The following is a 22,841-nucleotide window of genomic DNA, read 5'->3' as shown; positions in this document are numbered from 1 at the left end:
GAAATATCTGTGTAGGGATGCGGTGGTCATCGGTCTAGGGATGTGATGGTCATCGGTCGTCGCCCAGCGCTTCGGCACGGTCGACCAGGACTCGCAGCACCCGGAACCATGTGCCGGCCAGATCCCGGACCGCCTCCTCGGACATCACCTCGGACGCGAAGGACCAGTGGGCGGCCAGCTCCGGCCCGCCCGGGTGGTCCTCGGTCAGGGCGTTGACGGTCAGGGCGTGCGACATCGGCATGCCCGGATCCGCGTCCAGGTCGGCGGCGTCGTCCTCCGGCGCGTACGACCAGTCGGTCGCCTCGGGACGGCCGAAACGGCCCATGTAGTTGAACTCGATCTGAGGCTCGCCGAGCCGTGCCAGCTCCGGCCCCGTCACCGGGTTCAGGTGCCGCAGCAGGCCGTGCCCGATGCCCGCCGCCGGGAGCGAGGCGAGGTGCGCCTTGACCCGGGCCAGTGCCTCGTCGAGCGCGGGCCCACCGGCGAGCGCGTCGGCCAGGTCCACAGTGCCGGGATCCAGGCGTACCGGGACGACGCTCGTGAACCAGCCGACCGTACGCGACAGGTCCGCGTTGCCCGCCAGTTCCTCCTCGCGGCCGTGGCCTTCCAGGTCAACCAGTACCGCGGTGCCGGGGCTCCGCCCGTCCGTCCGGCGATGCCAGTCGGCGACGGCCAGGGCCAGAGCGGTCAGCAGCACGTCGTTGACGGTCGCCTTGAAGGCGGCGGGCACCCGGCTGAGCAGCGGGGCCGTCCGGTCGGCGGGCAGGGTGAGGGACAGGTAGCGCGTGGTGGCGACCACATCCCGCCGCGGGTCGAGCGCCGGGGCCACGGAGATCGCGTCGCCCTCGGAGAGGATCGAGGTCCACAGCGGGAGCTCGTCCTCGCGGGCCGGGTCCGTGGCACGCTCGCCCAGCAGCTCCGACCAGCGGCGGAACGACAGGTCGACCGGCGGGAGCTCCACGGGCCTGCCCGCCGCGACGTCCTGCCAGGCGGCGGCCAGGTCGGGGAGGACGATGCGCCAGGACACGCCGTCCACCACCAGGTGGTGGACCAGCAGCAGCAGCCGTCCCGGGGTGCCCCGGCCCGCGTCGAACCAGACCGCCCGCACCATCTGACCGGTGTCCGGGTCGAGGCGTGACCGGGCCGCGTGGGCGTGCTCGGCGATGGCCCTGCGAAGCGCCGTCTCATCGGCTCCCACCGTGTCCACCCGCACGAGCCAGGCCGCCACATCGGCCGTGCCCGGGGCGGGAACTCGCAACGACCATTCGCCACGGGTGCGCACCAGGCGGGACCGGAGCATGTCGTGCCGGTCGGCCACGGCCCGGAATACGGACCTGAGTCCGCGCTCGTCCAGGTCGGCCGGGGTCCGCAGCAGCGCCGCCTGGTGGTACCCACTGATCGGGCCGCCGCGCTCCCGCATGGCGTGCATGATCGGGGTCAGCGGCACCGTGCCCGTGCCGTCGTCGTGCGTACGGCCGCCGGCGTCCGGGCCCGGCACGACGGCGACGGTGGCCAGCGCCGCGACCGTACGGTGCTGGAACACCTGGCGCGGGGTGATCCGCAGACCGGCGGCGCGTGCCCGGCTGACGAACTGCATCGCGACGATGCTGTCACCGCCGAGGGTGAAGAAGTCGTCGTCGACACCGGCCTCGGGCAGTCCAAGCACCTCTGCGACGACCGCCAGCAGGGCGCGCTCGACGTCATCGGCCGGCTCGCGCCCTCCGCCGCGCGCGGTGAAGTCCGGCGCCGGGAGCGCCTTGCGGTCGAGCTTGCCGTTGGGCAGCAGCGGCAGCCCGTCCAGGACGACCACCGCCGCGGGCACCATGTACTCCGGCAGGGAGGCCGCGACCTGCGCACGCAACGCGGCCGGATCGACGGGTCCGGGGTTCTCCGCCGGGACCACATAGGCGACCAGTTGCTTGACGCGGGGCCGGTCCTCCCGGGCCACGACCACGACCTGGGCCACGGACTCGTGCCGGTCCAGCACGGCCTCGATCTCGGCGGGCTCGACGCGGAAGCCGCGGATCTTCACCTGGTCGTCGGCTCGTCCTCCGTACTCCAGCCGCCCTTCGGCGGTCCAGCGGGCCAGGTCGCCGGTACGGTACATGCGCGCCCCCGCCTCGCCGAACAGCTCCCCGAACGGGTCGGCGACGAAGCGCTCGCCGGTCAGGCCCGGGCGGCCGAGGTAGCCCCGGGCCAGGCCCGCGCCGCCGAGGTACAGCTCACCGGTGACACCGGGCGGGACGGGCCGCAGGCCGGCGTCGAGCACGTAGGCGCGGGTGTTGCCGACCGGGCGGCCTACCAGCGGGGACCCGCTGTCGCGGACGCGCGCGACCAGGGCGTCCACGGTGGCCTCCGTGGGGCCGTAGAGGTTGAACGCCTCCGTGGACCGCAGGCCGGCCAGGTCGCTCCAGAGCGAGTCCGGCACCGCCTCACCGCCGACACCGACCACGGCCAGCGGGCACTCGCCGTCCTCGATCAGGCCGGCGTCGGCCATCTGGGCGAAGAACGACGGGGTGACCTCGATGAAGTCCAGCCCCTGATCCCGGATGGCGGCGGCCGTCAACTCGGGGTCGCGGCGCGTCTCGTCGGGAAGGACGTGCAGCGCGTGCCCGTCCAGCAGCCACAGCTGCGGCTGCCATGACGCGTCGAACGAGAACGACCACGCGTGGCCGACACGCAGGTGACGGCGGCCGGTGGCGGCCTTGGCCGGGTCGTGGAGGGTCCGGCGATGGCTGTGGAAGAGGTTGACGACGCTGCTGTGGCACACCACCACGCCCTTGGGCAGGCCGGTGGAACCGGAGGTGTAGATCACGTACGCCGGGTGGCGCGGGTCGGGGGTGGTGGTGAGGTCGTCCCCGGGTTGGGCGGCGAGGCGTGCGGCGGTCCGCTGGGTGTCCAGCCGTAGCGTCGGGACACCGCCGTCCGGCAGCACGGTGGCGAACTCCTCGCTGGTCAGGAGGAGGACGGGCCTGGCGTCGCGGAGCATGTCGAGCACCCGCTCGGCGGGCAGGTCCGCGTCCACGGGCAGGTAGGCGGCGCCGGACTTCAGCACGGCGAGGATGGCCAGTATGAAGTCCGCGGAGCGCGGCAGCGACAGGGCGACGATCCGCTCCGGCCCCGCGCCCTCCTCGACGAGCAGCCGCGCGAGCCGGTTGGCCCGCTCGTTCAGCTCCCGGAAGGTCCAGCTGACCGTCCCCGACACCACGGCGACGGCATCCGGGCTCTCACCAACCTGCGCCTCGAACAGCCCAGAAACCGTGCCGGCGTCGGAGGGTTGTGGGGTGGTGGTGTCGTTCCAGGTGTGGAGGATGGTGTGGCGGTCGGCGGGGGTGAGGATGTCGAGGCGGCCGACAGGCTGGTCCGCGTCGGCCGTCATCGCCTCGAAGAGCCGCACCATCGACGCGGCCATCCGCTCGGCCGTCGTACGGTCGAACAGGTCGGGGCGGTACTCGGCGGTCAGGATGAGGCGATCCCCGGGCTCCACCGCCCAGGTGAACGGGTAGTGGGTCGAGTCCTGGTGGTCGAGCACGGCGGTGCGCAGGCCGTCACCGGCCCCGAGCGCGGGCCCCCCGGCGTCGGGGTACGACTCGAAGACGACCAGCGTGTCGAACAGGTCGCCCAGTCCAGCCCTGCGTTGGACATCGGCCAGCCCGGCGTGCTGGTGGGCGATGAGCCGCGACTGCTCGTCCTGGAGGCGGTCGAGGAACGCCGCCAGGCTCTCGCCGTCACGGACGCGGACGCGCACCGGGATCGTGTTGATGAACAGGCCGATCATCGACTCGACACCGTCCAGCTCCGGGGGGCGCCCGGAGACGGTCGCGCCGAAGACCACGTCGTCGCGGCCGGTGAGCCGGGACAGCAGGATGCTCCAGGCGCCCTGGACCAGGGTGTTGACCGTCAGCCCGCGCGAGCGGGCGAGGGCCGACAGGGCCTCGGTCACCTCCCGGGTGACGTGCGTGGTGTGCGTCTCCGGCACGACCGGAGCCCGGTTCGGGTCGGCGGGCGCCAGGTGGGTGGGATCCTCAAGACCGTCCAGCGCCTCGGCCCAGGCATCGGCCGTGACACCCGCGTCCTGCCGCGCCAGCCACGCGAGGTACTCCCGGTACGGCGCCGCGGCCGGCGAACCGGAGCCCGGGCCGTGCGCGTACAGATCACCCAGCTCGCGCATGAGCTGCGGGATCGACCAGCCGTCCAGCAGAAGGTGCTGGTGGGACAGGATCAGGCGGTGGCGGCCTGGCCCGGGGCGCACGAGCATCAGCCGCAGGAGCGGCGGCTCGGACGGTGTGAACCGGCGCCGCTCCTGAGCGAGGTAGCGGGTCCACCGGGCTTCCCGAGCGGGCTCGCCGAGCTCCGAGAGGTCGGCCTCACGCCAGGGCAGGGCGACCGTACGCGGCACGACCGCCACCGGACGGCCGGAGGACAGGTACCGGAATCCGGCGCGGAGGTTGTCGTGCCGGTCGAGCAGTGCCTGCCCGGCCTCGCGAAGCCGGGCGGCGTCCAGCGGGCCGTCGATCTCGTACGACACCTGGACCGTGTAGACGTCCGGCCCGTCGTCCCCGGAGTCGAACGAGGCGTGGAACAGCAGGCCCACCTGGAGCGGCGTGAGCGGCAGCACGCCCGCGACACCCGTGACCGGCAGCTCGGCACGCTCGCCCTCGGTGAGGGTGACAAGCGCGGCGGGCGACGCCGTGCCGTCCAGGGTGCTGTGGATACCGCCGCCCAAGGAGCCGTTCGCAGTGCCGTTCGCAGTGCCGGGCACTCCGGCGACGGCGGCCAGCGACGCGACCGTCTTGTGCCGGAAGACGTCCCGGGGACTGATCACCAGCCCGGCTCCGCGCGCCCGGCTGACGAGCTGCATGGCGACGATGCTGTCGCCGCCGAGGGTGAAGAAGTCGTCCTCGGCGCCGACGCGTTCCAGGCCGAGCACGTCGGCGAACAGCCCGCAGAGCAGTTCCTCGCGCGGGGTGCTCGGAAGGGTGCCGGTGACCTCGGTGGCGAAGTCGAACTCCGGCAGGGCCTTGCGGTCGAGCTTGCCGTTCGGGGTGAGCGGAAGGGCATCGAGCACGACGAAGGCGGCGGGAACCATGTACTCGGGCAACACGGCCCCGGCGTACTCCCGCAGCACCGCGGACCCGGGTATCGCGGAGCCCGAACCGGGACCCACGTCACCGAGCCCCGCCTGGCCATAGCCCGTGAGGTAGGCGATCAGGTGTTGGTTGTGGGCGATCACTACGGCTTGGGCCACCGCCTCGTGGCGGGACAGGACCGTCTCGATCTCTCCGAGCTCGATTCTGAAGCCCCGGATCTTGACCTGGTCGTCGGCCCTTCCGAGGAACTCCAGCGACCCGTCACGGCTCCAGCGCGCCAGGTCGCCCGTCCGGTACATGCGCGTGCCGGACGGCCCGTACGGGTCGGCGACGAAACGCTCGCCGGTCAGGCCCGGCCGGCCGAGATACCCCCGGGCGAGCTGGACGCCCGAAAGGTACAGCTCTCCCGCCACACCCGGCGGCACCGGGCGCAGCGCCGCGTCCAGCACGTACGTCCGCGTGTTCCACACCGGCCGCCCGATCGGCACGGCGACGGCCCCGGGGAGCACCCGGACCGAGGTCACGTCGACGGACGCCTCGGTCGGCCCGTACAGGTTGTGCAGCTCCGCGGGGAGCACGGCGTGGAACCGGGAGGCCAGGTCGGCCGGCAGTGCCTCGCCGCTGCACATCACCCGGCGCAGCCCCGTGCACCGCGCCGCGCCCGGATCCTCCAGGAACGCCCGCAGCATCGAAGGTACGAAGTGCACCGTGGTGACCCGCTCGTCCTGGATCAGCCCGGCCAGGTACGCCGGGTCCTTGTGGCCCTCCGGCTTCGCCACCACCAGCGCCGCCCCGGTGATCAGGGGCCAGAAGAACTCCCACACCGACACGTCGAAGCTGGACGGCGTCTTCTGCAGCACGCGGTCGGAAGCGGTCAGGCCGTACTCGTCCCGCATCCACAGCAGGCGGTTGACGATGCCCTCGTGCGGCACCACCACGCCCTTCGGCCTGCCGGTTGACCCGGAGGTGTAGATCACGTAGGCCGGGTGCCGGGGGTCGTACGACGCGGGCAGCTCGCCCGAGGGGCCGTCGGGCAGCCCGTCCCGCAGCACGCAGACCGGGCGGGCGTCCGCCAGCATGAGCTCGACGCGCTCGCGCGGGTAGCCGGCGTCCAGCGGCAGGTACGCCGCACCCGCCCGCTGCACCGCCAGCAGGGCGACCACCAGCTCGGCCGAACGTGGCAGCGCCACCGCCACCGTTCGCTCGGGACCGGCGCCCATCGCGGCCAGCGCCCGCGCCGCGCGCTCGACCCTGGCGTCCAGCTCCGCGTAGGTCAGGCGCTCGTCGCCGCAGACCAGGGCGAGCGCATCGGGCGTCCGCGCCACCTGGGCGCGGAACAGCTCGGGCAGTGTGGTGGCCTCCACCGGCCGCGCGGTGTCGTTCCACTCGCCCACGACGAGCCGGCGCTCCCGCCCGTCCATGATCTCCAGGTGCCGCACGGGAAGGCCGGGGTCGGCGACCACCTGCTCCAGCAGCCGTACGAGCCGCTCCGCGAGCCGCTCCACCGTGTCGTGGTCGAACAGGTCGGCGCTGTACTCGATCCAGCCCTCGATGCCCTCGCCGTCGCCCCGCTCGGCGAAGTCGAAGCTCAGGTCGAACTTCGCGGTCTCCTGGCCGAGCGGCTCGGGCCGCGCGTCGAGCCCCGGGAAGCCCGGAGCCCCGTTCTGGTCGGCCAGGTAGACGACCATCACCTGGAACAACGGGTGCCTGGCGAGCGAGCGGGTGGGGTTGATCGCCTCCACCAGCCGCTCGAACGGCAGGTCCTGGTGCTCGTAGGCGGCCAGGTCGGTGTCCCGCACCCGCGCCAGCAGCTCGCCGAAGCTCGGCGCGCCGGACAGGTCGGTGCGCAGCACGAGGGAGTTGACGAAGAACCCGACCAGGTCCTCCAGGCTCTCGTCGGTACGTCCGGAGATCGGCGCGCCGAGGGGGATGTCCTCCCCCGCTCCCAGCCGGTGCAGCAGCGTGGCCACCGCCGCCTGGGCCACCATGAACATGCTGACGCCGTGGCTTCCGGCGAGCCCGCGCAATCCGCGCTCCAGCTCGGGGGTCAGCGAGAGGCCGACCGCCCCGCCGAGGTGGCTGCTCTCCTGGGGACACGGACGGTCCGCCGGGAGCGCCAGCTCTTCCGGCAGCCCTTCCAGCGCGCGGCGCCAGAAGCCGAGCTGGCGCGCCGAAAGGCTGCCGGGGTCGCCGCCGTCCCCGAGCACGTCGCGGTGCCAGAGGGTGTAGTCGGCGTACTGGACGGGCAGCGACGCCCACTCGGGTGCCCTGCCCTCGCGGCGGGCCCGGTAGGCGGTGGACAGGTCGCGCCACAGGGGCCGGTCCGACCACTCGTCGCCGGCGATGTGGTGGACCACCAGGAGGAGTACGTGCTCCCCCGGTGCCACCTCGAACACGCGGGCGCGCAGCGGCGGCTCGCGGTCGAGCTCGAAGCCGTGCCCGGCCGCCTCGGCCAGGCGCCCGGCGAGCTCGTCCTCCGTGACCCGCTGGAAGCCGGTGACGACCGGGACCTCGCCGGGGTCGAGGATGCGCTGGTAGGGGCGTCCGTCCCGCTCGGGGAACACCGTGCGCAGGCTCTCGTGCCGGGCCATCAGGTCCTGTACGGCGTCGCGGAGCGCGTCCTCGTCCAGGGCGCCCGACAGCCGCCAGGCCATCGGCAGGTTGTAGGTGGCGCCCGGGCCCTCCAGCCGGTGCAGCACCCACAGCCGCCGCTGGGCGAAGGACAGCGGCAGGGGCTCCGTACGGAGTGCGGGGACGAGGGCGGGCACGCCGTCCGGGGCCTCGCGCAACCGGCCCGCGAGCCGGGCGACGGTGGGCGCCTCGAAGACCGCGCGGAGGCTCACCTCGGCGCCGAGCGCCGTGCGGACGCGGCTGACCAGCCGCATCGCCAGCAGGGAGTGGCCGCCGAGCGCGAAGAAGTCGTCGTCCACGCCCACCCGTCCGGTCCCCAGCACGGCGGCGAACAGCTCGCAGAGGATCTCCTCGCGGGCGTCGCGGGGACGCCGGCCGGAGGTGACGGCCGCCGCGTCCGGGACGGGCAGCGCGTGGCGGTCCAGCTTCCCGCTGATCGACCTCGGCAGTGCGGGAAGCTCCACGAAGGCCGCCGGGACCATGTGCTCGGGCAGCGTGGCGGCGACATGCGCCCGCAGCGCGGCGGGGTCGACGCCCCGGCCGGTCGACGGGACCGCGTACGCGACCAGCCGCCGCGCGCCCGGGGTGTCCTCGCGGATCGTCACGGCGGCCTGCGCCACGCCGGGGTGGGCGCGGAGCACCGTTTCGATCTCGCCCGGTTCGATGCGGAAGCCGCGCAGCTTGACCTGGTCGTCGGCCCGGCCGAGGAACGACAGGGTGCCGTCGGCGCGGCGCCGCACCAGGTCGCCGGTGCGGTACATGCGGCTGCCCGGCGCCCCGAACGGGTCGGCGGTGAACCGCTCGGCGGTCAGCCCGGGCCGGCCGAGGTATCCCAGGGCCAGGCCCTCGCCCGCCAGGTACAGCTCGCCAGGCACCCCGGCGGGGACCGGTCGCAGCGCCGCGTCCAGCACGTGGGCGCGGGTGTTGGCCACCGGCGCGGCCCAGGGCTCCGGACGGTACGGGGCGGGGCCGTGCCAGCCGTAGGCGTCGACGGCGCACTCGGTCGGGCCGTACAGGTCGTGCACCACCGTCTCCGGCAGCGCGCACAGCCGGTCCCAGAGCGCGGCCGGGGTGGCCTCGCCGCCCACCGCGATGACTCCGGGACGCCCCCGGCCGGGGTCGAGGAAGCCGTGGTGGATCAGTTCCCGCAGGTAGGTCGGGGTGAGATCGACGAAGTCGATGCGCTCGCCGGCGAGGTAGGCGAGCAGGGCGGCCGGGTCGGTCATGGTGGCCTCGCCGACGACGTGCAGCTCGTGCCCGGCCAGCAGCCAGAGCATCGGCTCCCAGGATCCGTCGAAGCTGAACGACGCGGCGTGCACCGCGCGCAGCGTCTCCCGTCCGGCGGCACGGCGAGCAGGCTCGATGAGATCCTCGCGGTGCGAGCCGAACAGGTTGCTCAGCCCCCGGTGCGTACCGAGCACACCCTTGGGCCTGCCGGTGGACCCGGACGTGTAGCTCACATATGCGACGGCGGACGCCGGCACACGAACCCGCACCCCACGGTCACCCGGCTCGGTGGCGGGTACGGCCGGAGCGTCACCGGAGCGGCCGTCCGGCTCGGCGGGTGGGCGTGGGTCGTCGAGGAGGAGCAGGGTGGTTCGCCCGGAGGGGAGGACGGGGGCGATGGCCATCGTGGTGAGCACGCAGGCCGGGGCCGCGTCGTCGAGCATGTGCTCCAGGCGCTCGGCCGGATAGCCGGGGTCGAGCGGGAGGTACGCGGCGCCCGCGGTGAGCACCCCGAGGATGGCCGGCACCATCTCGGCCCGGGGAAGGGCCAGCCCCACCACGCTCCCGGCCGTGACCCCCTGCCGCAGCAGCAGCCGGGCCACGCCATCCACCTCGGCGGACAGCTCGCCGAAGGTCAGCGTGCGGCCATCGGTGACCAGCGCCACCTGGTCCCGGCGGGTACGGGCGGCCTCGGCGAACAGCTCGGGCACCGTACGCCGTTCCACCGGCCGGGCGGTGTCGTTCCACGCGCCCAGCGACGCCCGGAGCTCCTCGTCCGTCAGTACGGGCAGCCGTCCGACCGGCCGGTCCGGGTCGGCGGCCAGCAGGCCGAGCAGCGAGACGGCGCGGCCGGCCATCGCCCGGGCGGTCCCGGGGTCGGCGAGGTCCTCGGCGTACTCCAGCAGCAGGGTGACGCGGTCCTCGCCCGCATGGTCGACGAAGGTGAAGTCCAGGTCGAACTTGGCGGTCCTGATGCGGGCCGGCCACCACTCGGTGGGCAGGTCCAGCACCGCCGGATCGCCGTCGGGCCGGTAGTGGTAGCCCAGCATGACCTGGAACAGCGGGTTGCGTCCCGGCACGCGCGGCGGGTTGAGCGCCTCCACCACCTGCTCGAACGGAAGGTCCTGGTGCTCGAAGGCGGCCAGGTCGGCGTCCCTGACCCTGCCGAGCAGCTCGGTGAACGTCGGGTCGCCGGACAGGTCCGTACGCAGCACCAGGGTGTTGACGAAGAAGCCCACGAGGTCGTCCAGCGCGCTGTCCGTGCGCCCGGCGATCGGGGCGCCCAGCGGGATGTCGGTGCCCGCCCCCATCCGGTGCAGCAGGGTGGCGACCGCGGCCTGGAGCAGCATGAACATGCTGGTACCTGTCCTGGCGCACAGGTCGCGCAGGGCGCGGGCGGTGTCCGTGGGCAGCTCCGCGCGCACCATGCCGCCCCGGCCGGTCGGCTCGGACGGGCGTGCGCGGTCGAGCGGCAGGGGGATCTCCTCCGGCAGCCCGGCCAGCGTCCCGGTCCAGAAGGCGAGCTGGCGCGCACCCTGGCTACCCGGGTCGGCAGGGTCGCCGAGCAGCCTCCGCTGCCAGAGCGTGTAGTCGGCGTACTGCACCGGCAGCGGGGCCCACTCGGGCGCCCGGCCCTCGCGACGGGCCCGGTAGGCGGTGCCCAGGTCGGTGAGGAACGGCCGGTCGGACCACTCGTCGGTGCTGATGTGGTGCAGCACGATCGCCACCACGTGGTCGTCCGGCCCCACCCGGAACACCTCGGCCCGCAAGGGGATCTCACTGTCCAGCTCGAACGGCCGGGCGACCGCGTCCCGAATCCTCCCCTCCACCCGATCCACCGAGCACTCCTCAACACCGAAGAACGGCTCAGCCTCCTCGGCACGAAGAATCCGCTGGTACGGCCCGCCCTCCTCGACGGCCGAGCCCAGCAGGTACGGCCCCGCCTCGGTCGGCGGAACCGGGGTCTCCTCGGTGGTGGGTGCGGTGTGCGGGGGTTCGTGCTCGGGGAAGACGGTGCGCAGGGCCTCGTGGCGGGCCACCACGTCGCGCAGCGCCTGGCGGAGGGCATCGGTGTCCAGCGCGCCGCGCAGCCGGAAGACCAGCGGGAAGTGGTAAGCGTCGCCGCCGCTGAGCCGCTCGGCCAGCCACAGCCGCCGCTGTGCCGGGGACGCCGGGATGCGCTCGGGGCGGTCCGCCACCGGCTCCACGGCCGTACGGGCCGGGCGGCCGGCGTCCGCGCGCTCGGCCAGCAGGGCGGGCGCCGGGGCCTCGAACAGGTCACGGATGGCCAGCTCGGCACCCAGCTCCGTGCGAGCCCGGCTGATGAGCCGGGTGGCGAGCAGCGAATGGCCACCAAGCTCGAAGAAGTCGTCCTCTGCGCCCACCATCGGCAGGCCCAGGACCTCGGCGAACAGGCGGCAGAGCACCTCTTCTCGCGGCGTCCTCGGCCCGCGTCCCCCGGCGAGCGGCACCGGCGCTTCGGCCTCGGGCAGCGCGCGCACGTCGAGCTTGCCGTTGTCGTTCATGGGCAGCCGGTCGAGGGTGACGAAGGCCGCCGGGACCATGTAGTCGGGCAGCACCTGCCGGAGATCCTCCCGGAGCCGCCGCACGAGGCCGCTCGTACCGCCCGCCGAGGCCGGGGTGTTGGCGTACGGGGGCGTGCCGCCGCCGGGCAGGTAGAGGCCCTCGGTGACCCGGAACTCTCCCCGCACGAAGACGGCGTCGTAGGTGCCCGGCTCGCGCGACCAGGTGGTGAGGACCCGGTAGCCCTCACTCGCGGCGAGCGTGTGAAGGTCCTCGGGCTCGACTCCCCCGGCCACCACGGCACCCCGCTCGCTGCCCGCACGGGCATCGGGCACACCGGTCACCCGCAACCGCTCCGCCCGCGACTCCCGCAAACGACGCACAAGCCCGCCGGCCCATGCCGCCGGCTCCTCCCCGGCCGTGGTGACGAGCGCGTCTGCCCAGGTCAGCGTTGGCTCGTCGCCGAGGTGGGTGTCGGGTTCGCCGTTGTAGAGGACGGCGTCGTAGCGGTAGCGGGTCAGCTCGTTGTGGTGGCGCCCGCGCTTGGTGCGAAGGTCGACGCCGAAGCCGAGGGTGGTGAAGTAGTCCGGGTCGACGAGGAGTTCCTTCTCCAGCGCGATCCCACGTTCGACGGCGGCGTGGACATACTCGGGAACGGTCTGGACGTGCTCGGGGGACGTGTGGAGGTGCCTCTGCCCGGTGTCCTTGCCGTCCTGGCCGGTGTCCTTGCCGGAGCGGGTGAGCTGGATGCCGGTGTGGAACGCGCGGGCGAGCCGCAGGTTGCGTACGTCGCCGACGAACAGGGCGCCGCCCGGCGCCAGCAGTCCCATGGCGCCCCTGATGACCTCCGTCAGATGGTCGACGCTCGGGAAGTACTGGATGACGGAGTTGATGACGATCGTGTCGAAGTAGCCGACGGGCAGCCCATCGGTCACGTTCGCGGGCATGCAGCGCAGCTCGACCTTGGCCGCCAGCTCCGGGTCCCGGCGCAGGTCCTCACCGATCTTGCGGATCACGGGTGCGGCGAAGTCCGTCGCCCAGTACGCCTCCGCCTCGGGCGCCAGGCGCGACAGCAGCAGCCCGGAGCCGACGCCGATCTCCAGGATCCGGCGCGGACGCAGCTCGCGGATGCGGGCGACGGTCTGCTCGCGCCACTCGCGCATGTGGTCGAGCGGGATGGGCAGGCCGTCGTAGCTGCTGTCCCAGCCCGCGAAGTCCTCGGTGAAGACGGCGGTGCCGATCTGCTCGTACTCGTCGGAGTAGATCTCCCGCCACTCGCCGATCCACTCCCGCTCCGCGGACTCCCGCTCCTCGCCGGTGGGCTCGGCGGGCACGACGTACCCGACGAGGCGCTGGGCGCCGGGGGCGGAGGGGTCGTCGCGGGCGATGACGGCGGCCTGGGCGACCTCCGGGTGCCGGGCGAGCGCGGTCTCGATCTCCCCCAGCTCGACCCGGTAGCCGCGGATCTTGACCTGGTCGTCGGTGCGGCCGAGGAAGTCGATGTTCCCGTCGGCGCGGCGGCGCACCAGGTCGCCCGTGCGGTACATGCGCTCGCCTGGCTCGCCGTACGGATCGGCGACGAAGCGCTCGGCGGTCAGCCCAGGCCTGTCGAGGTAGCCGCGGGCGAGGCCGATGCCCGCGATGTACAGCTCACCGGGGACGCCACCGGGGACCGGGCGCAGCCAGGCGTCCAGGATGTGGGCGCGGGTGCCCCGGATGGGACGTCCGACGGTGGGCGTGGGACTGTCGTCCGTGCCGCCGCCGAGCGTGTTGATGGTGTACTCGGTGGGGCCGTAGAGGTTGTAGCCGTAGGTGCCCTCGGTGTCGCGGAGCCGGCTCCATACCGTCTCGGACACCGCTTCGCCGCCGAGCAGCACCAGCGGCGGGCGGTGCCCGTCGAGCAGCCCCTCCTCGATCAGCAGGTGGGCGTAGGTCGGGGTGACGTTGACGACGTCCACCCGGTGGGTCTCGCAGTACGCGACCAGGGCTTCGGCGTCACGCCGCAGCTCCTCGTCGCAGACGTGCACCTCGTGCCCCTCGACCAGCCAGAGCAGCTCCTCCCACGACATGTCGAACGCGAACGACACCGTGTGCGCGATGCGCAGCCGGCGGCCACCGGCGGAGGCGATCGCCGGGGCGAAGATCTCCTTCTGGTGGTTGACCAGCATGTTCGTCAGCCCCCGGTACGGCGTGACGACCCCCTTGGGGCGGCCGGTGGACCCCGAGGTGTAGATGACGTACGCCGGGTGCTCCAGGCTGAAGCGGGGACGGTCGGCCTCGGTGACCGGGTCGCCGGGAAGCCGGGCCAGTTCCCCGGTCACCGCCGGGTCGTCGAGCCGTACGCGCGGGACGTCCGGGGCGCCCGCCTCCAGCCGGCGCGAGACGGCCGTGGTGGTCAGCAGCAGGGCCGGGCGGGCGTCGTCGAGCATCATCGCGAGCCGGTCGTCCGGGTGGTCAAGCTCCAGCGGCAGGTAGGCCGCGCCCGTACGGAGCACGGCGAACAGCGCGACGACCATGTCGATCGAGCGGGGCAGGGCGAGCGCGACGATCTTCTCCGGCGCCGCGCCCCGCGCGAGCAGCAGCCGCGCCATGCGGTTGATCCGGGCGTCCAGGTCGGCGTAGGTGAGGCTTTGACCACCGAAGACCAGCGCCGTGGCCTCGGGGGTGCGGGCGGCCCGCGCGGCGAGCAGGTCGGCGATGGTCTCGTCGGGGACGGGCACGCGGCCGGCGGCCCGCTCCCGCTCCAGCTCGGCTCTTTCCAGCGGCAACAGGTGGTCGAGGCGGCCGACGGGCGCGTCCAGGTCGTACGCCAGCCGCTCCACCAGCAGGGTGAAGCGGTCCAGCAGGGCCTGGGCCCGAGGGCGGTCGATGAGGTCGGGCCGGTGCGCGAGCGTGACCCGGATGCGCTCCCCGGGCGTCACGATGAGGTTGACGGGATAGTGGGTCGCGTCCACGTTGGCGACGGCCGTGGCGCCGTGCCGGTCCGACAGCCCGGCGAGCCGCTCCTCGGTGTCGCCGTCGCGCAGCACGAAGAGGGTGTCGAACAGCTGCCGGTGCCCGGTCTCCGCCTGCAGGACGCCAAGGCCCAGGTACTCGTACGGCATGAGGGCCAGGCGCTCGCCCTGGACGCGCCGCAGCAGGTCCAGCACCGGCTCGGCCGGGTCGAAGGCGATGCGGGCGGGGACGGTGTTGAGGAACATGCCGATGACGTTCTCGACGTCCGGCACCTCGGTCGGGCGGCCCGCCACCGTGGTGCCGAAGACGACGTCGGTACGTCCGGTCGCGGCTGCCAGGACCAGGCCCCAGGCGGTGTTGAGCACCGTGTTGAGCGTCAGTCCGCGGCGCCGGGCGGCGTCGCGGATCCGGTTCCCGAACCCAGCGGGAAGGACGGCGTCCAGGCTCTCCGGGATGACCGGCCGCCGGCCCTGGCTCGCGGTGGCGGCCAGCAGGGTGGGCTCGTCCAGGCCCGCGAGCGCGGTGCGCCAGGCGCCGGCGGCGGTCCCGGTGTCCTGGGCCTCCAGCCAGGTCAGGTAGTCGCGGTACGAGCCGGGGCGCGGCAGCCCGCGCTCGTCCCCGCCCGTCTCGTACAGCGCGAAGAGCTGGTCGAGGAAGAGCCAGGCCGACCAGCCGTCCCACAGCAGCAGGTGCCGGCCGATGACGAGCCGGTCGCCCCTGGCCTCGCCGAGCCGGACCAGCAGCATCCGGAAGAGCAGGGGCCTGGCCAGGTCGAACCTGCGGGTCCGCTCGGCGTCCATCAGCTCGCGCAGCCGCTCGTCCTGCTCGGCGGCGGGGAGGTCCGACAGGTCGGCCTCTTCGAGCGGGATCTCGGGGTCGCCCACGATGAACTGCACCGGCCGGCGCAGCCCGTCGCTGGTGAAACCGGCGCGCAGGCTGGGGTTGCGGGCAAGCAGCACTCTGGTCGCGGCGCGCAGGCGGTCGGCGTCGACGCGGGCGGCGAGGTCGAAGGACTCGTGCACGGTGTAGACGTCCAGGGCGCCGTCGTCGTACGTGGAGTGGAAGAACAGCCCTTCCTGCAACGGCGCCAGCGGCCAGACGTCCTCCACCGACCCCCCGGCGAGCCGCCGCACCCGCTCGTACTCGTCCGCGGTGAGCACGAACCCGGAGCCCGGCTCACCGGGCCCGGCACCGACGCCGCCACCGCCGGCCTTACCAAGGGCGGCGGCCAGGGCGGCGGGGGTGCGGTGCTCGAAGACGTCGCGCGGGCTCAGGCCGAGGCCCGCACGGCGGGCGCGGCTGGAGACGCCGATCGAGGTGATGCTGTCGCCGCCGAGCATGAAGAAGTCGTCGTCGACACCGGCCTCGTCCAGTTTCAGCACGGCCGCGAAGATCTCGGTGAGGACGCGCTCGCGCTCGTCGCGCGGGGCCCGCGCCCCGGTCCGTACCGCCTGGGGAGCGGGAAGCGCGTTGCGGTCGAGCTTGCCGCTCGGCGTCAGCGGCAGGGCGTCCAGCTCGACATACGCGCCCGGCACCATGGACGCGGGCAGCGCCTCGCCCAGAGCGGATTCCAGCGCGGCCACATCAAGCCCGCCCCCGACCGCCTCGCCACGGGCCGCACCGAGCCCGCGCTCACCGCCCACCGCCTCGCCATGGGCCACGCCGGAAGCGGTGTGCCGGGTCCTCGCCGGGACGACGTACGCGACGAGGGTGGACCCGTGGACGGTCACCGCCGCCTGGGCCACGCCGGGCAGGCCGTTCAGCGCGGCCTCGACCTCGCCGGGCTCGATGCGGTTGCCGCGCAGCTTGACCTGCCGGTCGGTGCGCCCGAGGTACTCGACGACGCCGTCCGCACGGCGGCGCACCAGATCGCCGGTACGGTACATGCGGCCGCCCGCCGGGCCGTACGGATCGGCCACGAACCGCTCGGCGGTCAGGCCGGGACGGGCGAGGTAGCCCCGGGCCAACTGCACGCCGGTCAGGTACAGCTCGCCGGGCACGCCGGCCGGCACCGAGCGCAGGCAGGAGTCCAGCACCCGCAGCCCGGTGTTCCACACCGGACGGCCGATGGGCACGGTGATGTCCGCCGATCCGTCGTACGGGTGGTACGTCACGTCGACGGCGGCTTCGGTCGGGCCGTACAGGTTGTGCAGCGGCACCCCGGTGAGCGCCTGCCAGCGTGCGGCGGCGGCGCCGGGCAGGGCCTCGCCGCTGCTGAGCACGCGGCGCAGGCTCGCGGCCCATGACGGGTCGGCGGTGATCTCGTCGGCGCCCAGGAAGGCTTCGAGCATCGAGGGCACGAAGTGCATCGTGGTGACGCGCTGTTCGCGGATGAGCGTGGCAAGGTACGCGGGGTCGCGGTGCCCGTCGGGCCTGGCGAGCACCACGGCGGCGCCCTCGCACAGCGCCCAGAAGAACTCCCAGACGCTGACGTCGAAGCTGGACGGCGTCTTCTGCAGCACCCGGTCGTCGGGACGCAGCCCGTACTCGCCCTGCATCCACGCCAGCCGGTTGACGATGGCCCGATGGGTCACGACCACGCCCTTCGGACGCCCGGTCGACCCCGACGTGTAGATCAGGTACGCCGGATCATCAGGCGCCGCACCCACCGGGGTGTCCGGGTCGAGCGGGGTTGTCGGGGCATCGAGGAGGAGGCGGGTGAGGTCTTCCACCTGCGGGAGGCGCGGGGAGGTGGCGGCGGTCGTCACCACCGTGCTCGCGCCCGAGTCGGTGAGCATGTAAGCGATGCGGTCCGCCGGATAGTCGACGTCGACCGGCAGGTAGGCCGCGCCCGACTTCAGCACGCCGAGCAGTGCCACCATCAGCTCCGCCGAGCGCGGCACGGCGACCGCGACGACGCGCTCCGGGCCCGCGCCCCCGGCTCGCAGGCGGCGGGCGAGGAGCTCGGCGCGGGCGTCCAGCTCCTCGTAGGTGAGGGTCTCACCGTCGTACACGACGGCCGTGGCCTGAGGGGTACGCGCCACCTGGGCCTCGAAGGCGGCTGCCAGAGTCGTCTCGGCGACCTGCCGTTCCGCACCGGCGAGCCGGGCTCGCACCGCCTCCTCGTCCGAGAGCAGGTCGACGCGGGCGGCGTTCTGCCCGGGGTCGTCGGCCAGAGCGTGCAGGATGCGGGTGAGCCGGTCCGCGATCCGCCGTACGGCCGCGCCGGGAAGGCGCTGGGCATGGTGCTTCAGCCGCAGGTCGAGCCGGCGGCCCGGCTTGACGATCAGGGCGAGCGGGTAGTGGACGGCGTCGTGGAACTCGTGACCGGTGATCCTCACCGTCCCTGAAGGGTCGGCGAGCCCGGTTCCCAACGGGTAGTTCTCGAAGACGAGCAGGGTGTCGAAGAGTTCACCGCTTCCCGCCTGCCCGGCGACGCGCTGGAGTTCCGCGAGACCGAGGTGCTGATGGTCCAGGAGCCGGGCCTGCTCGTCCTGGAGTCGCCCGGCCAGCTCGGCGAGGGTGTCGGCGGGCTGCCACCGGAAGCGGGTCGGCAGGGTGTTGATGAACAGGCCGACCATGGAATCGATGCCGTCGACCTCGGCGTCCCGGCCGGAGACGGTGGTGCCGAAGACCACGTCCTGGCGGCCGGTCAGGCGCCCGAGGAGCAGCCCCCACGCGGTCTGGACGACCGTGCCCAGGGTCACCCCGTGCTCTCTCGCGCGCGCCGCGAGCCGCGCTGTGACGTGCTCGGACAGCTCGGCACGTACCTGCCCGGGCCTGATCCGCGCGCCGTCCGCCGGGGCGTCGACCAGGCGGGTCGGTTCGTCAAGCCCCGCGAGCGCGGTGCGCCAGGCCGCGCGGGCGGCATCCCGGTCCGCCGAGGCCAGACGGCGCAGGTACGCGCCGTACGAGGCCACCTCCGGCAACGCGGCGACCTCGGCTCCGCGCGATCCTGCGCCGTCCACGGCCGAGGAAGTCCCAGCGGAAGTGGCGGGGGTTTCGTACAGGGCCATCAGCTCGCGGTGGAGTACCGGCAGCGACCAGCCGTCCGCCACGATGTGATGGAACGTCAGCAGCAGGAGGCTGTGATCGGGCCCGAGCCTGACCAGCGCGCACCGCAGCAGCGGTGGGCGGGACAGGTCGAAGCGGCGGTCGCGCTCCCCAGCCGCGACGGCGTCCACGAGCGACCGCTGCTCACCGGCGTCCCGTGCGGACAGGTCCACCTCGTGCCAAGGCAGGTCCAGCCGTTCGGCGATGATCTGCACCGGCCTTCCGTCCGGGAGCCGGCGGAAGCAGGCGCGCAGGGGTGCGTGCCGGTCCAGCAGCCCCTGGGCGGCCCGGCGCAGGGCCTCGCCGTCGACCGGACCGGTCAGCTCGATGACCTGCTGGACGACGTAGGCGTCACCGTCCGGACCGTCCACGAGCGCGTGGAAGAAGAAACCCTCCTGAAGCGGGCTCAGCGGCAGCAGCTCCTCGACGGTGACCGGGTGGTCCCGCTGGACCTCTGCGAGCTCCCCCTCCGAAAGCTGGACGAGCGGGATGCCGGCCCCGCCGTCCGCCACGCTGTCGGCGACGGCGACCTGGGCGAGGGCGGCGACCGTGCGATGGCGGAAGACGTCGCGGGACGTGAGCCGGAGGCCTGCTCCGCGTGCGCGGATGAGCAGCTGGATCGCCACGATGCTGTCGCCACCGAAGGCGAAGAAATCATCGTCGACGGAGACCGACCGCAGCCCCAGCACCTCGGCGTACAGCGAGCACAGCAGCTCCTCACGCGCGTCGCGAGGAGCGCGGCCGGAGCTGAGGGTCGCGTAGTCGGGCACCGGAAGCGCGGAGCCGTCGAGCTTGCCGCTCGGGGTGACCGGCAGCTTGTCGAGGGGGACGAACGCGGAGGGAACCATGTACTCGGGCAGCCACTCGGCCGCGTGCGAGCGCAGGGTCCTCATCAGGGTGGTGACGTCCCGGAACGGCACGGGGCGGTTGGCGTGCGGAAAGACGGCGGCCGGTCGGTAGAGGTCACCGAGAGGCGCGTCCCCGCGGGCGAAGACCACGTCCGTGCTGCCGTCGCCGGCGTGACCGTTCCAGGTCACGGCCACGCGGTAGCCGTACCGGGCGCCGAGCTCGTGCAGGGCCTCGGGATCGGCGTCGTCCACCGGCGAAGCGGGACGGCTGCCGTCCTCGATGGCGTACAGCGCGGCGAGGTCCTCGGCGAGCCGCGCGTTCGGCACCTGGTTCACCCGAAGCCGGACGGGACGCCCTGCCAGGCGAGCCTCAAGCCCGCGCACCCCGCCGATCGCACTCCACCCGACCTCCTCGGCTTCGTCACCCGAGGACGCCAGACCAGCCTTTTCCCGGTCTTCGGGCCCGGTCGGATCCGCCCCCGTACCGCTTGTGGTCCGGAGCACCACGTCGTAGCGGTAGCGGGTCAGTTCGTTGTGGTGGGTGCCGCGCTTGAGGCGGATGTCGGCGGTGAAGCCCTCAAGGGCCGTGAAGAACCCGGGGTCGAGGAGCAGCTCGCCTTCCCAGGTCACCGAGCGTTCGACGGACGCGAGCAGGGCCTGCTTGTCCTCGGGGCCGGCGCCGCGCCGGGTCTCGACCGCGGCCCGCAGGCAACGCAGCAGCCGCAGGTTCCGCACGTCGCCGACGTAGATGCCGCCGCCCGGAGCAAGGAGCGTCCCCGCCTTGCGCAGCACGTCCGCCAGGTACTCCGCGCTCGGGAAGTACTGCGCGACGGAGTTGATGACCACGGTGTCGAAGAACCCCGCCGGCAGCCCGGTGACGTCGTGCGCTGGCCGGGCGCGCAGCTCAACCCGGCCGTCGAGCTCCGGCACCGCGTCGACCTGGGCGCGCAGCGACCGGATCGCCTCTTCCGAGACGTCCGTGCCCCAGTACGCCTCGCAGTCCGGGGCGACGCGGGAGAGGATGAGCCCGCTGCCGACGCCGATCTCCAGCACCCGGCGCGGTCGCGGTTCCCGGATGCGGGCGACCGTGGCGTCGCGCCACTCCCGCATCTCCGCGACCGGGATCGGCAGCCCGTCGTACATGCTGTTCCAGCCGGCGAAGTTCTCACGGAAGCCCTCGGAACCGGCGGCCGAGTAGAGCAGTTCGTGGAGGTCCTTCCACTCCCCGACCTGCTCCGTCTCGTCGCGGCCCGGCTCGCCGTCGAGGGACGGGACGACGTAGGCGGCCAGCCGCCGGTCGCCGGGCCGGTCCTCGCGGACCACGACCGCGACCTGGTCGACGGCCGGGTGCCCCCGCAGCACGGACTCGATCTCTCCGGGCTCGATCCGGAAGCCGCGGATCTTCACCTGCGAGTCGGCGCGGCCGAGGAACGCGAGCCTGCCGTCGGCCTTCCATCGCACCAGGTCACCTGTGCGATACAGCCGCTCGCCCGGCGCGCCGAACGGGTCGGCGACGAACCGTTCTGCGGTCAGGTCCGGCCGTCCGAGGTAGCCGCGTGCCAGGCCCGCGCCGCCGAGGTACAGCTCGCCCGCCACCCCCGCCGGGACGGGCCGCAGGCGGGCGTCGAGCACGTACGCGCGGGTGCCGGGGTCCGGTCCGCCGATGGGCACGATGGCGCCGGAAGGGGTGTCGGGGTCGCACAGGCCGAGGGTCGAGTTGGTGGTCGCCTCGGTGGGGCCGTACGCGTTGAACATCATCCGGCCGCGCGCGTACCGGCCGACCAGCTCGGGCGAGACGCGCTCGGTGCCGGCCAGCAGGGTGGCGGCGGGAGGCAGCAGGACGTCGTCCGGCATGGCGGCGAGCAGGGCCGGGGGCATGATCATGAACGTGACGCCGTTGGCGTTCGCGTAGTCGGCGAGCGGCGCGCCGGGCACCCGCAGCTCGGACGGTACGACGACGAGGCGGCCCCCCGAGAGCAGTCCGAGGCACAGGTCCCAGAACGCCACGTCGAAGCTCGGCGAGGAGAACTGCAGCACACGGCTGTCCGGCCCGACGCCGAACCGCTCGCTCTGGGTGGCCACCAGCTTGGCCACGCCGGCGTGCGACAGGACCACACCCTTGGGACGGCCGGTGGAACCGGAGGTGTAGATGACGTACGCCGCGTTGAGCACGGACAGCGGTCCCCGGTCGGCCTCCGCGGGGTCGTGGGCCGGACGGGTCGCCAGCTCGCGCGCGGTCTCCGGCGCGTCGAGGACGAGTAGCCCGACGCCATCGCACAGAGGGAGGTCGGCCATGGTGTCAGCGGTGGTGACGAGGCAGGCGGGCGCGGCGTCGGCGAGCATGTACGCGATGCGGTCGGCCGGGTAGTCGGTGTCCAGCGGCAGGTAGGCGGCACCCGCCTTGAGGACGGCCACCTCGGCGACGATCAGCTCCGCCGACCGGGGCAGGGCGAGCCCCACGACACGCTCTGGCCCGGCCCCGCGTGCGATCAGCGCGTGCGCGAGGCGGTTCGCACGCCCGTCCAGCTCGGCGTAGGTGAGAACGGTGTCCTCGAAGACCAGGGCCACGGCGTCCGGGCGCAGGCGCACCTGCTCGGCGAACATCTCGGGCCAGGTGAGCGACGGGACGTCATGGCCGGTGTCGTTCCACTCGACGAGGACGCGGTGCCGCTCCTCGGGGGTCAGCGGCTCCAGCTCGGCGACGGCGACGTCCGGCCTGGCCAGCCCGTCGGCCAGCAGAGTCTCGTAGTGCCCCAGCATCCGATCGGCGGTCGCGCTTTCGAACAGGCCGGGCCTGTACGTCAACCGCGCCTCACACTCCAGCGACTCACCCGCCCGCTGTGTCACCACTTCCAGTGACATGTCCAGCGGGTACGCGGCCGGCTCCGTGGTGGGGGTGCCACCGCCGACGGCGATGGACGTGTTGAAGAAGAGGCCCCCGCCGCGGGTGGGATCGGGTCGCAGGCCGGCCGCGAGGGCGGAGAGCGGGATCCGATGCGCCCGCGCCTGCTCACAGGCGTCGGCCACGCGTCGTACCAGCTCGCCGAAGGTCGTGTCACCGTCCAGCTCGACCCGCAGCGGCAGCCCGTCGAACCCTGCGCAGATGTCACCCGAGCCGCCGTAGCGGTGCAGCAGTGCGACGTACGCGGCGAGCAGCGACGCCTCCGGCACGGCGTCGCCTGCGCGGGACCCCGTCGAGGCGTCGCCCACCTGGGAGCCGAGCGCGGCGGCCGCCGCGTGGGAGGCCGGGGAGGCGCCGGTGCGGCTCAGGGCAAGGGTGCGGCTGCGGGTTTCGCGCGCGACGGCGGGGGCCGACGGGTACGGGAAGTCGACCGGGAGGACCGTTTCCTGCGGGAGCGGGGCGAGCCGCCGGTGCCAGTACGCCGTCACTTCTTCAATAGCCGACACAGGTGACCGCGCCTCCCAAAGCTGGACGAAACAGGCTCAAACGAGCCGTGATCGCGACACATACTAAGGTAAGCATTACCTAAGTTAGTAGCCTGGCGCCAGAGGAAGCGCCCCAACTCGGGGGGCTACAGTTAAGGCCTGCCTTACCTAACAAGCGAAGGAAGTC

1 protein-coding gene is annotated in these 22,841 nt (G+C 73.5%); it reads right to left on the bottom strand.

Going from position 1 to position 22,841, the window contains the following annotated elements:
- Nucleotides 1-49 precede the first annotated feature (49 nt).
- Nucleotides 50-22,675 carry a non-ribosomal peptide synthase/polyketide synthase gene (locus OG589_RS44690; protein WP_405145010.1) on the bottom strand — a complete coding sequence of 7,542 codons (22,626 nt, stop codon included), beginning with the start codon at nt 22,673-22,675 and terminating at the stop codon, nt 50-52.
- Nucleotides 22,676-22,841 lie beyond the last annotated feature (166 nt).

Source organism: Sphaerisporangium sp. NBC_01403, from assembly GCF_045040145.1.
Lineage (GTDB): Bacteria > Actinomycetota > Actinomycetes > Streptosporangiales > Streptosporangiaceae > Sphaerisporangium > Sphaerisporangium viridialbum.
Note: the sequence above shows the minus strand (reverse complement) of the source record. Positions and strands in the feature narration are given on the sequence as shown.